General features: G+C 36.9%; 21 protein-coding genes. 8 read left to right on the top strand and 13 right to left on the bottom strand.

Annotated features, from left to right (window positions below; all coding sequences use genetic code 11):
• The first annotated feature begins 316 nt into the window (after positions 1-316).
• The 7 genes from ilvB (at position 317) to leuD (ending at position 8,298) form a co-directional block, all read left to right on the top strand.
• A complete protein-coding gene (gene ilvB, locus BLR62_RS02255) occupies positions 317-2,044 on the top strand; it encodes a biosynthetic-type acetolactate synthase large subunit (protein WP_425438859.1) in 1,728 nt (575 codons plus the stop codon).
• Positions 2,041-2,565, top strand: a complete 525-nt coding sequence (gene ilvN / locus BLR62_RS02250) for an acetolactate synthase small subunit (protein ID WP_090792633.1) — start codon at positions 2,041-2,043, stop codon at positions 2,563-2,565. The genes ilvB and ilvN overlap by 4 nt, the downstream gene beginning before the upstream one ends.
• A 67-nt stretch (positions 2,566-2,632) precedes the next feature.
• Positions 2,633-3,664: a ketol-acid reductoisomerase gene (gene ilvC / locus BLR62_RS02245; protein ID WP_090792631.1), complete on the top strand. Its 1,032-nt coding sequence runs from the start codon at positions 2,633-2,635 to the stop codon at positions 3,662-3,664.
• Positions 3,651-5,174 carry a 2-isopropylmalate synthase gene (locus BLR62_RS02240; protein WP_090792629.1) on the top strand — a complete coding sequence of 508 codons (1,524 nt, stop codon included), beginning with the start codon at positions 3,651-3,653 and terminating at the stop codon, positions 5,172-5,174. Before ilvC ends, BLR62_RS02240 begins: the two co-directional genes overlap by 14 nt.
• A 16-nt stretch (positions 5,175-5,190) precedes the next feature.
• Complete coding sequence (gene leuB / locus BLR62_RS02235) at positions 5,191-6,258, top strand: 3-isopropylmalate dehydrogenase (RefSeq protein WP_090792627.1); 1,068 nt, start codon at positions 5,191-5,193, stop codon at positions 6,256-6,258.
• Positions 6,259-6,283: 25 nt separating this feature from the next.
• Positions 6,284-7,687 carry a 3-isopropylmalate dehydratase large subunit gene (gene leuC, locus BLR62_RS02230; RefSeq protein ID WP_090792625.1) on the top strand — a complete coding sequence of 468 codons (1,404 nt, stop codon included), beginning with the start codon at positions 6,284-6,286 and terminating at the stop codon, positions 7,685-7,687.
• Between the two features lie 20 nt (positions 7,688-7,707).
• The gene (gene leuD, locus BLR62_RS02225; RefSeq protein ID WP_090792623.1) at positions 7,708-8,298 is read left to right on the top strand and encodes a 3-isopropylmalate dehydratase small subunit; all 591 of its coding nucleotides are present in this window, start codon (positions 7,708-7,710) and stop codon (positions 8,296-8,298) included.
• A gap of 63 nt (positions 8,299-8,361) precedes the next feature.
• On the opposite strand, the gene BLR62_RS02220 is transcribed toward leuD, so the two are convergent.
• The 11 genes from BLR62_RS02220 to BLR62_RS02175 form a co-directional block, all read right to left on the bottom strand.
• Positions 8,362-9,414: a lactonase family protein gene (locus BLR62_RS02220; RefSeq protein ID WP_090792621.1), complete on the bottom strand. Its 1,053-nt coding sequence runs from the start codon at positions 9,412-9,414 to the stop codon at positions 8,362-8,364.
• 145 nt (positions 9,415-9,559) lie between these two features.
• Positions 9,560-9,706 (bottom strand): hypothetical protein, encoded by a 147-nt coding sequence (locus tag BLR62_RS12435; RefSeq protein WP_176759192.1) that lies wholly within the window; start codon positions 9,704-9,706, stop codon positions 9,560-9,562.
• A gap of 62 nt (positions 9,707-9,768) precedes the next feature.
• A complete protein-coding gene (locus tag BLR62_RS02215) occupies positions 9,769-10,290 on the bottom strand; it encodes an RNA polymerase sigma factor (protein WP_090792619.1) in 522 nt (173 codons plus the stop codon).
• A 15-nt stretch (positions 10,291-10,305) separates the two neighbouring features.
• Positions 10,306-12,231: a hypothetical protein gene (locus BLR62_RS02210; protein WP_090792617.1), complete on the bottom strand. Its 1,926-nt coding sequence runs from the start codon at positions 12,229-12,231 to the stop codon at positions 10,306-10,308.
• Positions 12,206-13,105 (bottom strand): ABC transporter ATP-binding protein, encoded by a 900-nt coding sequence (locus BLR62_RS02205; RefSeq protein ID WP_090792615.1) that lies wholly within the window; start codon positions 13,103-13,105, stop codon positions 12,206-12,208. The genes BLR62_RS02210 and BLR62_RS02205 overlap by 26 nt, the downstream gene beginning before the upstream one ends.
• Positions 13,102-13,476: a GntR family transcriptional regulator gene (locus BLR62_RS02200; RefSeq protein WP_090792613.1), complete on the bottom strand. Its 375-nt coding sequence runs from the start codon at positions 13,474-13,476 to the stop codon at positions 13,102-13,104. Before BLR62_RS02200 ends, BLR62_RS02205 begins: the two co-directional genes overlap by 4 nt.
• Before the next feature lie 127 nt (positions 13,477-13,603).
• Positions 13,604-14,212: an alpha/beta hydrolase gene (locus BLR62_RS02195; RefSeq protein ID WP_090792611.1), complete on the bottom strand. Its 609-nt coding sequence runs from the start codon at positions 14,210-14,212 to the stop codon at positions 13,604-13,606.
• Positions 14,213-14,273: 61 nt separating this feature from the next.
• Positions 14,274-15,551, bottom strand: coding sequence for a hypothetical protein (locus BLR62_RS02190; RefSeq protein ID WP_090792609.1), 1,278 nt, complete (start codon positions 15,549-15,551; stop codon positions 14,274-14,276).
• Complete coding sequence (locus BLR62_RS02185; protein WP_090792607.1) at positions 15,548-16,642, bottom strand: DUF58 domain-containing protein; 1,095 nt, start codon at positions 16,640-16,642, stop codon at positions 15,548-15,550. The genes BLR62_RS02190 and BLR62_RS02185 overlap by 4 nt, the downstream gene beginning before the upstream one ends.
• Positions 16,639-17,604, bottom strand: a complete 966-nt coding sequence (locus BLR62_RS02180) for an AAA family ATPase (RefSeq protein ID WP_090792605.1) — start codon at positions 17,602-17,604, stop codon at positions 16,639-16,641. The genes BLR62_RS02185 and BLR62_RS02180 overlap by 4 nt, the downstream gene beginning before the upstream one ends.
• A 97-nt stretch (positions 17,605-17,701) precedes the next feature.
• A complete protein-coding gene (locus BLR62_RS02175) occupies positions 17,702-17,926 on the bottom strand; it encodes a hypothetical protein (RefSeq protein WP_090792602.1) in 225 nt (74 codons plus the stop codon).
• Between the two features lie 117 nt (positions 17,927-18,043).
• Between BLR62_RS02175 and sda the strand changes: the two genes are divergently transcribed.
• Positions 18,044-18,196 (top strand): sporulation histidine kinase inhibitor Sda, encoded by a 153-nt coding sequence (sda, locus tag BLR62_RS02170; RefSeq protein WP_090792600.1) that lies wholly within the window; start codon positions 18,044-18,046, stop codon positions 18,194-18,196.
• Positions 18,197-18,231: 35 nt separating this feature from the next.
• Here sda and BLR62_RS02165 read toward each other — a convergent pair whose 3' ends face one another.
• Both BLR62_RS02165 and BLR62_RS02160 read right to left on the bottom strand, forming a co-directional pair.
• Positions 18,232-18,675: a DUF5392 family protein gene (locus tag BLR62_RS02165; RefSeq protein ID WP_090792598.1), complete on the bottom strand. Its 444-nt coding sequence runs from the start codon at positions 18,673-18,675 to the stop codon at positions 18,232-18,234.
• A gap of 127 nt (positions 18,676-18,802) precedes the next feature.
• Positions 18,803-18,936 (bottom strand): transposase (locus BLR62_RS02160; RefSeq protein ID WP_143008341.1); only part of this gene is annotated, 134 nt, incomplete at its 5' end.

The raw sequence follows: 18,936 nt of genomic DNA, 5'->3' as shown, positions 1-18,936 counted from the left end.
GAACAGGAATCAAATTCCTCTTTAGATTCAACCGGGTCTTGTGCAATGGACTCGTTATTAAAAGAGAGCTAGTGTAGACTAGCTCATGAGATTGTATTTGTGAAAATACAATGAATCAGGGTGGTACCGTGAAAAGTAAAGACCTTTTCTCCCTTGTAATTCTGCTAAAGTGCAGATTACGTAGAGAGAGAAGGTCTTTTTTAATCATCTAAAAAGACTTGAAACAATCCATTCAGTCGATTTGTTCAAGTTATATTTAATAGAAGGCATCACATATGATTAAGACACTTCACATCGTTTTAAAAATTTAGGAGGGATTAAATTGGCAAAAACAAGACATGAACACAAAACCGTTACCCACGCACCCAAAACAGGAGCAGAACTATTAATTGAATCACTAATTGATGCTAATGTCGACACGCTTTTCGGCTATCCTGGAGGTGCTGTTCTTCCCATATTTGATGCCTTATTTAAAAAGAAACAGCATTTCAATCAAGTATTAGCAAGACACGAACAAGGTTCCATTCACGCAGCTGAAGGTTATGCACGTGTTTCTGGAAAACCCGGCGTTGTTATTGCAACATCAGGTCCTGGTGCAACAAACCTTGTAACGGGTATTGCAGATGCCATGATTGATTCATTACCTCTTGTCATATTTACAGGCCAAGTTAATCAAGGGGTAATCGGAACAGATGCGTTTCAAGAAGCAGATGTGATGGGTATTACAACACCAATTACAAAGCATAATTATCAAGTTAGAGATATCAGTGATCTACCAAGAGTCATTAAAGAGGCTTTTCATATTGCAACAACTGGACGGAAAGGCCCTGTATTAATTGATATCCCGAAAGATATTGCAGCAAATCCTTGTGCTGATTCTTACGATTCAGAGTTTGACCTACCCGGCTATCAACCAACAATCAAACCGAATCCAGTTCAAGTTAAAAAGCTTAAAGAAGCATTATTAAGCGCAAATAAACCAGTCATATTAGCTGGTGCCGGGGTTCAATTCGCAGAAGCAAGTGAAGAATTAATTGAATTTGCTGAAACACATCAAATTCCTGTAGTTAACACATTGCTTGGCCTAGGAACATTCCCTGGCGAACATGAATTGTTCCTTGGAATGGGTGGTATGCACGGCACTTATACAGCGAACCAAGCCATGTACGAAACAGATATGTTAATTAACATTGGTGCACGTTTTGATGATCGCTTGACTGGAAACTTAGACCATTTCGCACCATCTGCTATTGTTGCCCATATTGACATCGATCCTGCAGAAATCGGTAAAAATGTGAATACGCACATTCCAGTTGTTGGCGATGCAAAACATGCACTAGGTTTAATGAAGAAATTCATCACAGAGACACCCGATTTTAGTGAGTGGCGTCAGACACTATTTGCTAACAAGAAAGAGTACCCACTTTGGTACAACGAGCCAGATGAATTTATGATTGGTCAGTCTGTTATTGACAAAGTCTTTAAGGAAACAAACGGTGAAGCAATTGTGACGACTGATGTTGGTCAACATCAAATGTGGTCAGCACAATATTATAAATTCAATCGTCCTAACCGCTGGGTGACTTCAGGTGGACTTGGCACAATGGGCTTTGGCTTCCCTTCTTCCATTGGCGCTCAATTGGCGGCACCGGATGAACTTGTTGTTGCAATTGTTGGAGATGGTGGATTCCAGATGACACTACAAGAACTATCCATCTTACAAGAGCGCAGATTACCGGTTAAAGTCATCATCGTGAACAATGAAGCGCTTGGTATGGTTCGCCAGTGGCAAGAGAAATTTTATTCAGAACGCTACTCAGAATCTATTTTCAGTATTCAACCTGATTTCGTTAAATTAGCTGAGTCTTATGAAATTAAAGGGGTTAAAATTGAAAATCCTGAAGATTTCGACCAGCAACTACCCGAACTTCTAGCCCATGATGGTCCGGTTTTAATTGATGCACGCGTTCTTCAACAAGAAAATGTTTATCCGATGATCGCGCCGGGCAAAGGGATTCATGAAATGATAGGAGTGAAACCATGAAACGTATAATTACAGCTAAAGTGAGAAACCGAAGTGGTGTATTAAACAGAATTACAGGCCTCTTACAAAAAAGACAATTCAACATTGAAAGCATTAGTGTTGGACGCACCGAACAAGAGGGTGAGTCAAAAATAACCTTTGTTGTTGATGTTGAAGACTATCAAAAATTAGAACAAGTGACTAAGCAATTAAATAAACAAATTGATGTGATTAAAGTATCTGACATTACAGATAAGGCGATTGTAGCAAGAGAACTTGCCTTGATCAAGATTACAAGCAATTCTCAGCTTCGTTCAGAGATTCAAGGTATTATTGAACCATTTAGAGCATCTGTGATCGATGTCAGCAAAGATACAATCTCAATTCAAGTCACTGGAAAATCAGAAAAAGTTGAAGCGTTGATTGATTTATTACGCCCATATGGCATTAAAGATATTGCTCGTACTGGCTTGACGGCCTTCTTAAGAGGTCAACAACCTCAAAGTGGTCAAGATCAATCACCTTTTTCATTATTACACTAAGAAGTACTAAAAAAACGTAAGTAAAATTCATTTTACTATATAATTTAAAATCGAAAGGAAGATTAAAATGGCAGAAGTCGTATATAACAAACAAATTAATGAGGATGTATTAAAAGAAAAGAAAGTTGCGATTATTGGATATGGTTCACAAGGACATGCCCATGCACTTAACTTAAAAGAAAGTGGTTTTGATGTTGTTGTTGGTTTGAGAAAAGGTAAATCGTGGGATAAAGCTGTTGAAGATGGTGTAGAAGTGAAAACAGTTAGCGAAGCGTCAAAAGCAGCTGATGTAATCATGATTTTACTTCCTGATGAATATCAACCCACTATTTATGAAGAACATATTAAAGATAACCTTGAATCAGGTAATGCACTCGTATTTGCACATGGTTTTAACATTCATTTCAGCCAAATCCAACCACCTGAAGATGTTGATGTTTTCCTAGTGGCACCTAAAGGCCCTGGTCACCTCGTTAGACGTACATTTGAAGAAGGTGCTGGTGTTCCAGCTCTATATGGTATTTATCAAGATTACACAGGTAAAGCAAAAGATGTGGCACTTGCCTATGCAAAAGGAATTGGTGCAGGTCGTGCTGGAATCTTAGAAACAAGTTTCCAAGAGGAAACAGAAACAGACCTATTCGGTGAACAAGCTGTTCTATGTGGTGGTGCAACAAGCCTTGTGAAAGCTGGTTTTGAAACATTGACAGAAGCAGGCTATCAACCTGAAGTTGCCTACTTTGAGTGTCTACACGAACTGAAATTAATTGTTGACCTTATGTATGAAGGTGGCCTTGAGGGCATGAGATACTCTATTTCTGATACAGCTCAATGGGGTGACTTTGTCAGCGGTCCACGTGTTGTCAATGAAGAAACAAAAGCACGCATGAAAGATGTCCTAACCGATATTCAAACAGGTAAATTTGCGAAAGATTGGATCCTTGAAAATCAAGCGAATCGTCCACAATTTAATGCCATTAATGCTAAAGAAAACGATCATTTAATTGAAAAGGTGGGTAAAGAGCTACGCGACTTAATGCCTTTTGTTAAACATAAACAAAAAGCTAACAAGGAAGTGGTCTCTGATGACTCAAATTAAGATTTTTGATACAACACTTCGAGATGGTGAACAGTCACCAGGCGTCAATCTTAATCAACTCGAAAAATTAGAAATTGCCAAACAACTTGAACGATTAGGGGTTGATGTGATGGAAGCGGGATTCCCCGCTTCTTCACAAGGTGATTTTGATGCCGTGAAGAAAATAGCCGATACTGTGAAAAACTCCACCGTTGCCGCACTCGCAAGAGCGAACAAACATGATATTGACCGCGCATATGATGCGATTAAAAACGCAAATAAAAAACGGATACATGTTTTTATTGCAACATCACCTATTCATATGCAAGATAAACTAAAGAAAACACCAGAAGAAGTCACAAAAACGGCCGTTGAAATGGTGAGCTATGCAAAATCAAAATGTGAAGATGTTGAATTTTCAGCAGAAGACGCATCCCGTTCTGATCTTGAGTTTATGGCAACAGTCATTGAAAAAGTCATTGAAGCTGGTGCAACAGTTGTGAATCTTCCAGACACCGTCGGATACACGACACCGAAAGAGTACGGCGAAATGTTTCGTTACATGAAAGAAAATGTAAAAAACATTGATCAAGTAGACCTATCCACCCACTGTCACGATGACTTAGGAATGGCAATGGCCAACTCCGTTGCAGGTGTTCAAAATGGTGCGACTCAAGTAGAAGGAACGATTAATGGGATCGGTGAACGTGCAGGAAATGTTGCTTTAGAAGAACTTGCTGTAGCGTTTGAAATTCGTAAAGATTTCTATCCCTATTACACTGAAATGACATTAAATGAAATTAAGCGGACGAGCGATATCATTAGCCAATTAACAGGCATGGCTGTACCTGGTAACAAAGCTGTTGTTGGACGTAATGCATTTAGTCATGAATCTGGTATCCATCAAGATGGGGTTCTAAAAAATGCTCAAACATACGAAATCATCACACCTGAAATGGTTGGTGTTCAATCCAATAATCTTGTTTTAGGCAAACACTCTGGGCGACACGCGTTCCAAGATAAAATTGCACAACTAGGGTTTGATTTATCAGAAGAGAAATTAAGTGAAGCGTTTCTTGCCTTTAAACAACTGACAGATCGTAAAAAAGAAGTAACAGATGACGATTTATTTGTCATCTTAACCGATATCCAAACCGATATTAGCCACAGAAAACAATATCAACTTAAAACATTCCAAGTACACTATCAAACAGATACTTCCCCTTCTGCCACTGTTGAATTAATCACACCTGATAATGAAACAGTTAAAGGGAACAAAACAGGATCGGGTAGTGTCGAGGCTTTATATAATACAATTGAATCTTTAATTTCTGAAAATATTGAATTAACTGACTTTAATTTAAGTTCGATTGGTAAAGGTAAAGACGCATTAGCTGAGGTTCATATTAGTATGCTTGTTGATGGTGAACATGTTAATGGCCGTAGCACTGCTCAAGATGTGTTAGAAGCAGCAAGTGCAGCCTTTATAAACGCTGTTAACCGCGTCTTTATTAAGAAAAAACTCAACTAAAAGGGGGAAAATGATCTTGGAAAAATCGATCGTTGTCCTTCCTGGTGATGGCATTGGCCCTGAAATAATGGACAGTGCCATTCAAGTATTAGATGCTATTGGGAAGGCATTTCATCATCAATTTCATTATAATGAACAACTTATTGGAGGTGCGGCGATCGACCAAGTCAATCTGCCCCTTCCGGAAGAAACAATTGAAGCAGCAAAAAAAGCTGATGCTGTCTTATTAGGCGCTGTTGGTGGACCTAAGTGGGATCAAAATCCAAGTGATAAAAGACCCGAAAAAGGCTTACTACAAATCCGAAAAGCACTCGATTTATACGCCAACTTAAGGCCAGTAAAAGGTTTTAAACCTTTACTCAATGCTTCACCTTTAAAAGAAGAAGTTATCCAAGGTAGTGACCTCGTAATCGTTCGAGAATTGACGGGTGGCTTATATTTTGGAGAGCCGAGCGAACGTAAACCAGATGGTTCCGTCATTGATTCATTAACTTACACGCGTGAAGAAATTGAGCGTATTGTAAGAAAAGGATTTGAAACCGCACAACTTAGAAAGAAAAAGTTAACATCAGTAGATAAGGCAAACGTTTTAGAGTCAAGCAAGCTGTGGCGAGAGATTGTTGAATCATTAAAGGCAGATTATCCAGATGTTGAAGTCGAACACGTATTAGTTGATGCTGCAGCGATGAAACTAATTACAAATCCTCGTCAGTTTGACTGTATTGTCACTGAGAATATGTTTGGTGACATTTTAAGTGATGAAGCGTCCGTACTTACAGGTTCATTGGGAATGCTCCCTTCTGCTAGTTTAGCAGAAAATGGCGTCGGCTTATTTGAGCCCGCACACGGATCTGCTCCTGATATTGCAGGTTTAGGCATAGCAAATCCAATTGCGATGATTATGTCGGCAGCTATGATGCTAAGACATTCATTTAATATGCAGGACGAAGCCGATGCGATTGAAAATGCAGTTGAAGCTTCAATATTAGAAGGTCTTCATACAGCTGATTTAAATGTCACAAACGGCACAAAAGTATCAACACATGAAATGACAGAAGCCATTCTTTCAAAATTAACACAATGATGACGACTAAAGGAGTGAGTCCGCTATGACAAAACCAAAAACGATTATTGAAAAAATTTGGGATAAAAATGTAGTGCACGAGATCCCAAATCGTCCCTCACTGCTTTATATTGACCTTCATTTAATTCATGAAGTGACTTCACCACAAGCTTTCGAAGGACTAAGAATGAAAGGTAGAAAAGTGCGTCAACCGAAACGAACCTTTGCCACAATGGACCATAACGTCCCGACTGTCCATACAAATGTCATTAAAGATGAGATTTCAAAACTACAAATGGATACGTTACGAAAAAACTGTGAGGAATTCGATGTTCCTCTAGCGGGTATGGGGCATAAACATCAAGGGATTGTCCATGTAATTGGACCAGAACTTGGATTAACACAACCCGGTAAAACGATTGTATGCGGTGATAGTCATACATCAACACATGGTGCCTTTGGTGCCCTTGCTTTTGGTATTGGAACGAGTGAAGTTGAGCACGTTCTATCCACTCAAACGATTTGGCAAGCAAAACCTAAAACCTTAAATGTTAAAATTGATGGAGAATTAGGCACAGGGGTAACGGCTAAAGATATCGTGCTAGCACTTATTAGTAAATATGGCGTTGATTTTGGTACAGGTTACGTTATCGAATACACCGGTGAAGCGATCCGAAAACTATCGATGGAAGGTCGTATGACCATTTGTAATATGTCAATCGAAGCGGGCGCAAGAGCTGGCTTAGTCAGTCCTGATCAGACAACAATTGATTTTCTAGAAGGGCGACTACACGTGCCAAGTGGTGAAGAATTTGAACAGGCAAAACAAGACTGGCTATCACTTGCGACAGACCCAGATGCAACATATGATCACACCGTTACACTAAATGCATCAGAAGTTGAACCGCAAGTCACTTGGGGAACCAACCCTAGTCAATGTATACCAGTTAATGGTTATATTCCAAACCCAAATTCCAAAGACGATCCAAATGCTCAGCAAGAAATCAAGCATTCACTTGAATACATGGGCTTAGAACCCGATATTCCGATTAACTCTGTTCCAATTGAACATGTCTTCATTGGATCATGTACGAACTCAAGACTCGAAGATTTAAAACAAGCAGCGAGTGTCATTAAAGGACGAAAAGTGAGTGACAAAGTCAATGCCATTGTTGTACCAGGATCGCAAACCGTCAAAGCAAAGGCTGAAGAGCTTGGACTTGATAAAGAATTTCTTGAAGCCGGATTTGAGTGGCGTGAGCCAGGATGTAGTATGTGTCTAGCGATGAATGGCGATGCCGTACCACCAGGTGAACGTTGTGCATCAACCTCTAACCGTAACTTCGAAGGTAGACAAGGGGCTGACGCTCGTACACACCTAGTAAGCCCTGAAATGGCAACTGCTGCTGCGATTGCAGGTCATTTTGTTGATATTAGAACGTTCGTATAATCCTAAAGGAGGTCAATTCTATGGAGCCTATTACACAACACACCGGTTTAGTATATCCACTTAACCGGGCACATGTCGATACCGATCAAATTATTCCTAAACAATTTCTAAAACGCATATCAAGAAAAGGCTTCGGTCAATACTTGTTTTATAATTGGCGTTTCGATGAAAAGGATCGACCACGTGAAGACTTTTCACTCAACCAGCCAAAATATCAAGACGCAAGCATATTAGTTGGTGGTGAGAACTTTGGATGTGGTTCATCCCGAGAACACGCACCGTGGGCATTAGAAGACTTTGGTTTTCGAATTATTATTGCCTCTAGCTTTGCTGATATCTTTTTTAATAACTGTACAAAAAACGGGATTCTACCTGTTGTGCTAAAAGAAGAAGAAACTCAGCAATTAATCAAAAATGCTGAAAAAGACGATTATTATTTAACTGTTGATTTAGAAGCAAAAGAAGTTTATGATAATGCTGGTTTTCAAACAACATTTGATATCGCTGAGTATCCACGCGAAATGCTCATAAATGGATGGGATGAGATTGCTGTAACACTCACACATGATGATAAAATCACAGCATTCGAAAAAGACCACGTCGTTTATTAATTCCTTTTCATACAATTTAAAAAGCAGCTCACTGAATCGAATCAGTGAGCTGCTTTTACTATTTTATGCGTTTAGAAACTTTACACAAACAGATTCTGGTGCAATCATACCGGCTTGTACAAGCTCGAGTTGACCTGTTTTTTCATCACGCGTAAACAATGTTAACGTGCCTGATTTTTGATTACTAGCCACAACAAACTTCTCACATGGCGATAAGACAAAATCACGTGGCCAGTCCCCTTCTGTTGATTTCCATTCAATCAACTTCAATTCATGCGTGTCCTCATCCACCTCAAATAAAGCAATGGAATTGTGACCTCTATTGGCTACATAGACAAATCGACCATCACTCGTCATATGAATCGCACTTCCATCATTCACTGTTTTATGTTGTGGTGGAATTGCTTTAATTGCTTGAATTTGTTTAAATTCACCTGTTTTTTCGTCATAAGACAATGTTAAAACTTCTGAAGTCAGTTCAGTCATTGTATAAGCGTATTGACCATTAGGAGCAAATACAATGTGTCTAGGGCCGCTTCCTGCAGGTGCATGGAATACATTTCTTTTCTCTAGTTTCCCACCTTCTAGCACGTCATATGTCCAAATTTCATCACTTCCTAAATCAATCGCCACCACATATTTTTCATCTGGTGTGAAACCTGCATAATGAAGGTGTGGTTTTTCTTGTCTTTCATGAGGACCACTGCCTTCATGTTCATTAATGGATGCCACTTCTTTTAACGAACCATCCTCATTAAGTGCATAAGAGATAATTTGTTTCGTATGATAGTTCGCTGTCACGACCATCGTACGATCACGGTTCACACTCACATGGCAAGGTGGTGCACCTACTTGACTTAAACGATTTAGCTCCGTTAATTGTTTTGTTTTTTGATCGATTTTAAATGCAACAACACCGCCTTCTTCACCCTCTTTGAATGTTGCATATAAATTGTTATTGTCTTGTGAAACCGTTACATAAGTTGGATTGTCCAACTTAGCAACTGGATTGACTTCAGTAATAAATGGTTCGTTCACATCCAGCGAAAATTGGTAAACACCTTCACTTTCTGCTTTTGTGTACGTTCCAATATAGCCAGTCAATACGTTACTCATATGTATTACCTCCTCATTAAAATATGATCCATTTTTCATTATATCAAACCTTTTAGGAAGTCTCTAGAATAGCGACCTTAAATGATTTAATTTTCAAACAATAATAAGTGAAGCAGGCTAACTCAAGCCCCCTTCACTCTTATAATTAATTCATATTCATTGGATTTTTAAACATTTGTGTCATCTGTTGAAATGGATTTGTTTGACCATTTCGGCGCATACTATAATACGTAAATGCACCTACACCGATTGATGTAAGTAAAGGAATAACCATTTTATTGCCTTTATTCATATTCATCACCTCCTACCGATAGCTTGTCCTTTTAACAGAAAGCCTATCAGTAGGAATAATTGTTAATTATATTGATCATATACTGCTTTAAATTGTTTACGAGCTCTGTGCAGCCTAGTTTTAACAGCTCCTACATTAACATTCAATTCATGACTTATTCTCTGATCAGAATAATCAAAAAACCATTTTAAAGTAAGAATTTCTTTAGATTTTTTTGGAAGATGCTCAATGACTTGAACAATGAGGTCTTTTTCAATTTTCCAACTATAAGTATCAAAAGCTTGGTGATCACATTGTTTTCTTTCAATCGTTTCTTGATCATCCAAAATAACATTCAATTGCTTTTTCTCTTTACGATAATAATCAATCGCTGTTCTGACGACAATTTGTCTGAGCCATGCGCGTTTCTTTTTCAAATCGATTAAACTTTGACTATTTTTATAAGCTTTAATGTAAGCATCCTGGACAACATCTTCAGCTAAATCATAACGGCGAACAATACCCTTAGCAACCCAAAACATTTCAGTGTAATGCAATTCAAATAGCTCATTAAAGTCAACTGAACACGAATTTATTACTTGCATAATTTTTCCCTTCCCTTAATTAAAGTGCACTTGGATATCATTAGGTAAATCTGATTTATGGATATTAAAGACAATTGGTGTTTGATCACCTGTGTAGATAAGATAAAAATAGTTTTGATCAGACCTTTCTAAAGGTATCGAGTCTAAAATCATTTCTATATCATCTGTCTCATCCACGATATATTGATCATCTTCAGATTGATAATTAACTTCAAATCCATGATGATACATATCCTGCTCAACCACCACAATTTGTTCAACATCTTCAGTGGTTATACGAATATAATCAAGTAGCTCTTCCTCTTCTAACCATTCTAGTGTGCGCTCATGTTGGTCGGTTAATTTTAGTGAAATATTATCCCCGTCTACAACTTCAATTTCAATTTGTGTTAGTATCAAATGTGAATCTTCACCAATATCAAGATTATCTTCTCGATATCGTTCAACAAATTGATTAATTTGATTAACATTAGATACAACAACTTGTTGATCAGATTGATATTTAGACATATTTAGTGATAACATATCTTCTGTATCATACATATAAACACGATTCGTATATTTCTGATACGTATTTGTTTCAGCTAATTCATTAAAATGACTTATAGCTGACAGATCAGTTGACAAAGCATATTCACGATATATTTCACGGCCACTTTGAAGTTGATAATGAATGATGATCGTTTGGTTCATCCTTGGATGAAAATCACTTCGATCTGATTGATCAATCAGATTCTCATGTAACTCCGTTACTCGTTTTAATTCTTCCTCTTGAGTAAATCCTTCCATTTCTTCATACATCAACTCATGGTTCATATATCCTTGAACCGTAAATGCTTGATCAATCTCTTCGATTTCAGGGATTCGATTTTGATAACCCGTTAAGTCTAATACAATTATTAAGACTAAAATCGAAAATCCAATTATGAATTTCACATATTGTTTCCAATATCCAAATACTCTCCAAGTCTTATGCACGACAACTTGAGCAATCAAATAACCAATAATAGAAAAAATAACATAACCTATAAAAACCCAATTGTTTTGATTTTGAACAACAGCAAAGTAGAAACCACCCATTAAGGTAAAACAAAAAGTGAAACTATAAATAAAAACGGGTTTCAGTCCTCGAAACGCAATCGTCTGATTTGCAGATTCTGTCGGTCGAACACGATACAATAAACCTGACAAAACAATAAATACACAGGCAATAATGAAGTAAATGACTAATTTCAAGGTATATGAATCATGTTGTTCAATGACTGATGCCATATCTGTCATTGGTGACAAATTAAAAACATACTCATCAAACAGATGCCACTCTGAAAGACCAATCAATGCGTAATCTAAATTAAAAACAATTAGCATCGCAAATCCAACCGGGAAAAAGATGAAAATATAGCTGAATATTCCTTGAACAATCGATGTTCCGGTTAACATGCCTACAAATTGACCAATGGCGAAATTAAAGATTAGTAATACAAACGTTACGATAAACCAATATAAAATATCAGATAGTTCAAATAAATGGCTAATATCATTCGTCAAATAAATGATTAACACAATCACGCCATTCAATATCAGTGGCACGATCAAGGAAAATAAACCAAAACTAATGCGGTGCGCATACAGTTGATAACGTGTCATCGGTAAACTATGAATAAAATCATTCGCTTTTTTATCATGTATCGCTCTGGATGTAAATATAGCCATTAAAATAGGAATTGTCATAATCAAGAAGATTTGAACAGCACCACTAAAACCAAACAATGATCCAATGTGAATGTAAGCATGTTCAGCTTCTTCAACATCTAGATACATGATGATATTAAATACCATGCTTAAAAGCAAAGCGATTGTATAAGCAAGTCCAATCCACCCAACTTGACGGAATAGTTGCTTAAATACCTCAAAATTAAACCAATATGTTTTCGATTGCATAACCCACACCCTCCATTTCATACACAAACACTTCTTCAAGTGTTAACGGTAACCGATCATAGACAATTGGTTGATACTTGTTAATATACTGATCGATCTCAAATGTCTGACCCTTAATAATATAAAGATGGATACTACCTCTTTTTTCTTTATGAAGACACGTGAATTCATCTAAAAATGAACTGTCAATTTCTTTTGAGAATGCCACTTGTATTTTGTGTACATCGGATTTTAAATCATCTAAACTTTTTTCAATAATTAACTCACCTTGATGAATAATACCGATTTGATCACAAATATCTTCAACTTCTTTTAAATTATGAGAAGATATCATAATCGTCATGTTTCTTTCCGCCACATCAGCAATAAGCAATTGTTTAATCTTTTTTCGGATCACAGCATCTAGGCCATCAAATGGTTCATCTAAAATTAGATAACTTGGCATAGCACTTAATGCTAACCAAAAAGATACCTGTCTTTGCATCCCTTTAGAGAGTGTATGTATCTTTTCCTTTCGATCAATTTTAAAAATTTTTTCAAGTTGGTAAAACCGATCCTGATTCCAATTAGAATAACAAGATTGATAAAAGTCACCCATTTGTTGAATCGTATAATGCGGAAAAAAGAACGGGGTATCCGGTATGAATTGTAACTCCTCTTTTATATTTGGTTGTTCAAATACATCAGAGTTATCAATCTTAACCGATCCATTATTTTGCTTTAGTAATCCAGAAATTATTTTTAAAAGCGTTGTTTTACCTGCTCCGTTTGAGCCTAACAATCCATAAATAGCACCTTCTGATACAGATAAATCAATATCATTAAGAACCTCCGTGCGTTCGTATTTTTTGTTTAACTGATTTATTTCTATCATTCCTTCTCCTCCTGACCAGAAGCATCAATAAGATCGTGTAATTTTTGTCTTGAAACGCCTAAATAGATCGCTTCCTCTATTAATTCCATTAGTTTCTGTTCTATTTCCGAATACAAGGCAGATTTTTCATGATCAGTTGCTTCAGAAGCAAAACTTCCCTTTGCTTTAATTGAATAAATAAACCCTTGTCTTTCCAACTCTCTATATGCTTTTTGTATCGTATTAGGATTAATACTCATTTCTTGTGCAAGATTTCTAACAGATGGGAGTTTTTCGTGTGGAGCGATAACACCCTTAATAATCAATGTCTTAAATTGATCAATTAACTGTTGATAAATTGGATCTCTGCTACGCGAGTCTAATTCAAACATAGTTTACGACCTTTCCGTATTAACTGTATTAGTACTTTTAATACAGTTTGTATACTACTATGAAAAATCATTGGTGTAAAGACCTATTTGTAAAAAAATATAAAAAAACTAAGTAGTCATTGACTACTTAGTTCAGTAAATTTTCTTCATACCACTGTTTTGCTGATTGTACTTCTTGACGAGATAGTTGGTGTCCTTGGTCCACCCATTCGACCTTCACTTTTGCATTTGCATTTGAGAGTAACTCATCAAGCTCTTTTGTTTCATCTACTGGACATAATGGATCATTCGTACCTGCACCAATAAAAACAGGCAATTGATTTTGATCAGGTAACGTTAAACCTCGTCTTGGTACCATGGGATGATGAAGGATTGCCCCTTTTAGTGGTTTCTCATAATGAAACAATAAACTTCCCGCTATATTAGCACCATTCGAATAACCGATGGCGACAACTTGCTCACGGTCAAATTGATAGTCTTGACTCGCTTGATCTAGAAAATCATTCAGGCTGTCTGTTTGTTTAACCAAGTCTTCTTCATCAAAGACACCTTCTCTTAATCGTTTAAAGAATCGAGATAAGCCATTTTCATTAATGTTACCGCGTACGCTTAATACATTTGCATCAGGATCGATCATCTCAGCAATCGGAAGTAGATCATTTTCCGATCCTCCTGTTCCATGTAACAAAAGAAGTGTCGGATGATTGGGCAAACCTTCTTTAAATATATGTTTCATAAAATCAACCTTTCAATTATTTTGAATTCAAAATAATTATAAAGTTTTTCTCGCCTCTTCGTCAATCAAGTTGCTTTAATTGGTTGTAAATCGCTTCAACAGATTCTACATCATGACTTGAATAGCGAGCTTGATTATACAGCCTGAGAAGTTCTGAGGTGAAATCCCCCGTTAAAACAAGGCCCTTAGTCCTCAAGAGATATTCATTAGCTGTCTCATGATTATGATACGTCTGTCCTTGTTTTCCTGCTTTTCCTTTATACTCGATAAATAATCGACGTACCTTTTGGCGATTTGATAAATCATGCCACTTCACTTGTCGGCTGAAGCGCTTTTTGAGTTTTTCTTTAGTGGATTTAATCGACTCTTCTAAATTAAAGACCGATTCAATTTCATCTCGATAACCTTCTGTCTCTTGGAAGCTTTCACCGTCTTTTATACGTAATAGACGCTTTATCCAATAGTTCACGAAATTAAAAAGTCGTCTCGATAGTCTTGGTGCCTTTTTAATAAACAGATAAACAAGGAATAGGACGAAAAGTACAATCGCAATCCCCACTACTATACGCAATAAGCTATCGATAAACGATGCAAACATTGAAGGTTCCTGTGCTTCACCCAATTCTAGTTCTGGTTGTGCGGGCATTTCACCAACACCTTCATCATCACCTGTTGGTGAAATCAAGCTCAACAGATTAAAAACGCCTCTTAGAGCTCCCACTATAATTGCTGAAACGAAATTAAAACGTGTGATCAACAAAACAACAATAAAGGTCAAGATAATGTAAAATTTATTGTGACGTTTTATGGATTGATCAACCGTTTGTGATTGTTCTTTCGCTAACGTTGCTTGCTTTAAATGATCTGCATTCGTTAGAAATAGCAAGAAAAAAACGAGTACGATCGCACTAACATTTAAAACGTTTTGCACAGATTGATAAGCACTGTCCATATAGAAAAAATAGCTTAAAAAATAACTTGGAAGGCCTATAGCCCAAATTAGCATAACAGGTAATGTGTATCTAGCGTTCTCGTTCGCGTAGACAGTAGCACGAATTATAAATGAAAACATAACGATGCCTATTATCATGGATTCAATCCCAAACGAATCAAACATGTAAATAGATAGACCAAACATAACGATAAGTGTGAACAATATTCGCAAGAACCATTTTTGTATAAACCAACCTAGAAACACACCTAATACATAACTACCGAAAGTTATAAGCAGCGACTCAGCTAAGAATTGATCTGTAGGTAAAAGGGTGTAAATCCAGATTACGACTGGAAGCAACATCAAACTTTCTAAAATCGAAAAAGCCATTGATTTTATCATCATGATGCATGCTCCTTTCGATCCCCGTAAACAAATAATAGATCAACGCGGTGTCCTTTACTTCTTAACTGATCAATGCGTTCATCCATAGCGGGGGTTTGGATCGGCGTAATGATTAAAAAGTCGGTTGTGTCTAGGACTTCTTCTAAATAATGGTCAAGCAAATAATGAAAATTTCGACTTCTTTTTGCAATCAGTTCAGCTGTCGTATCTAGGAATTGATAAAAGTGAGCATCCCCGTTATCTGCAGGTAACGTGACAAATGATTTTTGATTGAGATGGGATTCTTTTCGTTTGATAGCATTGGTCCCAAATCCAAATCCTTCTCCATTAGACGATAAGTAATGAGCAATCGTTGCCGTTGTTTGAATTAACCTTTCAAAAACATCGACATCATCAATCGGAAGCCAAATATCTTCTGTTTGATCCGCATTCATCAATAACACAATGTCCCGATCAGCTGTATGGTCATGTTGATTCACTTGAATTTTAGGTGCTCGAGCAGACGCTTTCCAGTTAATTCGATCAGCAGGATCTGTCGTTTGATAATCTCTTGTTCCGACTTTCAAAAAAGGATCATCAATAATCCAACGCTTGACCGATTGCTCACCAATAAATTGTTGCGCAGGTAGTGTTAGATCTTGATAAGATAATAATTGTGGGTACACTTTTAACGTCGCATTTGTTTCAACCGATCTATATTTATCGACAACACCAAACATATCTCCTAGCGTTAGTGCGACTGTATCTAAATGATACACACCGCGTTTGGTGCACGTTAATTGATGGCGACGCGTAATTTTTTGATAAGGTAATAGACTGAACAATGTGCGGTGAAAAGACTCTGATTCTTGTTTATAATCTCCCTCTATTTGCAATGATGGATCAATTTTAGATTCCAGGCGCACCCACGGAATGGGTAATAGCTTATGGTTTGTAATCTCATCAATCATTTCTACTTTTTGATTGGGAAATGTTCGTTTGGTATTAAATCGTCTCGAATATATTAATCGATTTAATCCCCATTTACTATAGATCATGCTCTCTGCATAAATAAACAGGATCAAAATAACTATAAACCAAGCGATATTCATGAATCGCTCACCCGATTGGATTCAGTTGGAACAGTAACACTCTCAATCAAAGATTTTAAGACATCTTGTTGTGATTCTTTTGAACGATTAACCATCGGTGAAAAAACAAGACGATGAGCCACAATAGGAGAAAACATCTCTTTTACATCGTCAGGAATGACATAACTTCTCCCCTTAATTGATGCTAAGGCTTGAACAGAACGGAGCAGAGCTTGTGTACCACGAGGACTTAATCCCATCACGATTTCTTCATGTTCTCTCGTCTTCTCTGTCAGCTCGATCATATATGTATAGATGGCTTCACTCACTTCAACTTGTGTGAAAAGGTTTTGTGCTTCAATTAATTCATCTCGATTGATCACAGATTCCAACTTGTCAAGAGGTTGCGCTTCTTTAAATCGTTTTAGAATCTCAATACCTTCTTCTCGATTAGGGTAACCTAAATGAATTTTAATGAAGAACCGGTCTAATTGTGCTTCGGGAAGCGGAAACGTCCCTTGACTTTCAATTGGGTTTTGTGTGGCAATAACTAAAAATGGTTGTTCTAAGGAAATTGTATTTCCATCTACCGTTACCTGTTTTTCTTCCATGCTTTCAAGCAAACTTGCTTGCGTTCTAGGAGTAGCTCGATTGATTTCATCTGCTAATAAAACATGAGTGAAAATAGGCCCTCTATTAAACTCAAACTGTCCTGTTTGCTGTCTATAAATATTTACACCTGTTACATCACTCGGCAACAAATCCGGTGTGAATTGAACACGATTAAACTCACAATTAATTGAAGCAGCCAGCGACTTAGCCAATAACGTTTTACCGGTACCTGGTACATCTTCTAAAAGAACATGTCTTGATGCTAAAAGCGCGACTAAAAGATAATCGATCTCTTCAGACTTACCGACAATCACCTTCTGAATATTTTCTTTAATCTGATTTAACTTTGGGGCAATGTCTTCCAGTTGCATATCTATCTTCCTCCTCTTTTTGTGTGCGCTTACATTTTTATTAATTTTAAAAAAGCAGTTTAAAAATCCAAATACCGGGGATTATAGTAAGGAATTGTTAATTAAATTGTCCTAACACGACAAATACAACCCACAGTATTGCAATAATAAAGGTTAAAGATCCAGTAATGGCACTTTTTAATCGCCAAGACAGTTGATTCGGTATTAATTTTAATGCCAACAATGACACAGTTATTGTGATTACAATAATTAATGTCAGTAGTAAAAATATACCTAATAAATTATTCAAAGGGTTTTGTAATGCTTGTGATACTAACTCCATAAGGTCACCTCTATGTTCACGATTCATTTTTATAACTATGCACTATAATAAAGGATTTATCATCATTTCACAACACATAATCGTGATTAACCACTATCTTAAAAAGGAAGTGATTAAATGCATCATTTGTCCGATACTTTGTTAACTGAAGCGATCGACCAAGCGATTAAACACGAACTAGATGATCACTTTATTTCTCTACTTGAAACTGAACGTTTGCGCCGTGGCCTTGATTCAAATGATACTGAACAGTTAGTTGACGACAAATAGAAAGAACAGACCATCAATCGATCTGTTCTCTTCGTCTATTTAAAATAATCGTGAGAACGTTGATTTTCTTCTGTTAAAAAACGAATAAACGGTTGAAAATCAAGTTTTACCATTTTTCTAATCGTTGCAATATAACGATTTTTTTCTGCTTCGTTCATAACATCGCTCTTTTTAATACGTTCTTCCATATACGTCTTTCCAACTTGATGAATTTGCTTACGCAATAAGCGAGATTCTTGAAACAAAGCAATGCCAAGGGCTGCAATGAGTGCATACACAACGGGGCCGACTAAATCACCTGTATTAAAATCATTACTAACATAATGAGAAATTAAATTGATGATCCCTACAATCATGAGTGGAAACCCAAACATATAATAGGTTGATACCTTTTTCATAATAGGTCGAATCTTTTCTGAGATCGCGTCCATTTCTTTTTTTATAAACGATGGCATTTGTTCAAATTGTGCTGGATTCATGGTCATTCTCCTCTCTAACATGATGCTAGAACCCATATGACCATTATATAATGCTAGGATAGCTTGGTCAAAGAATTCAGGTTCTAAGTCAAATGTTGGGGTGAGCTAACGCTCACTCCTTATTTTTTTATGCAATTCGGATCTTCACATCTTTATATTGATGATACAATAAAACTTTTAATCGAAACCGATCAAACCGGCCAAAACCAAAGGCATTACGCTTAATAACCTTGGTTTGGTTGTTAATGCCTTCAACATAGC

The sequence above is a fragment of the Pelagirhabdus alkalitolerans genome, assembly GCF_900096905.1.
GTDB lineage: Bacteria > Bacillota > Bacilli > Bacillales > Amphibacillaceae > Pelagirhabdus > Pelagirhabdus alkalitolerans.
This window is presented reverse-complemented; position numbering and strand designations above follow the sequence as displayed.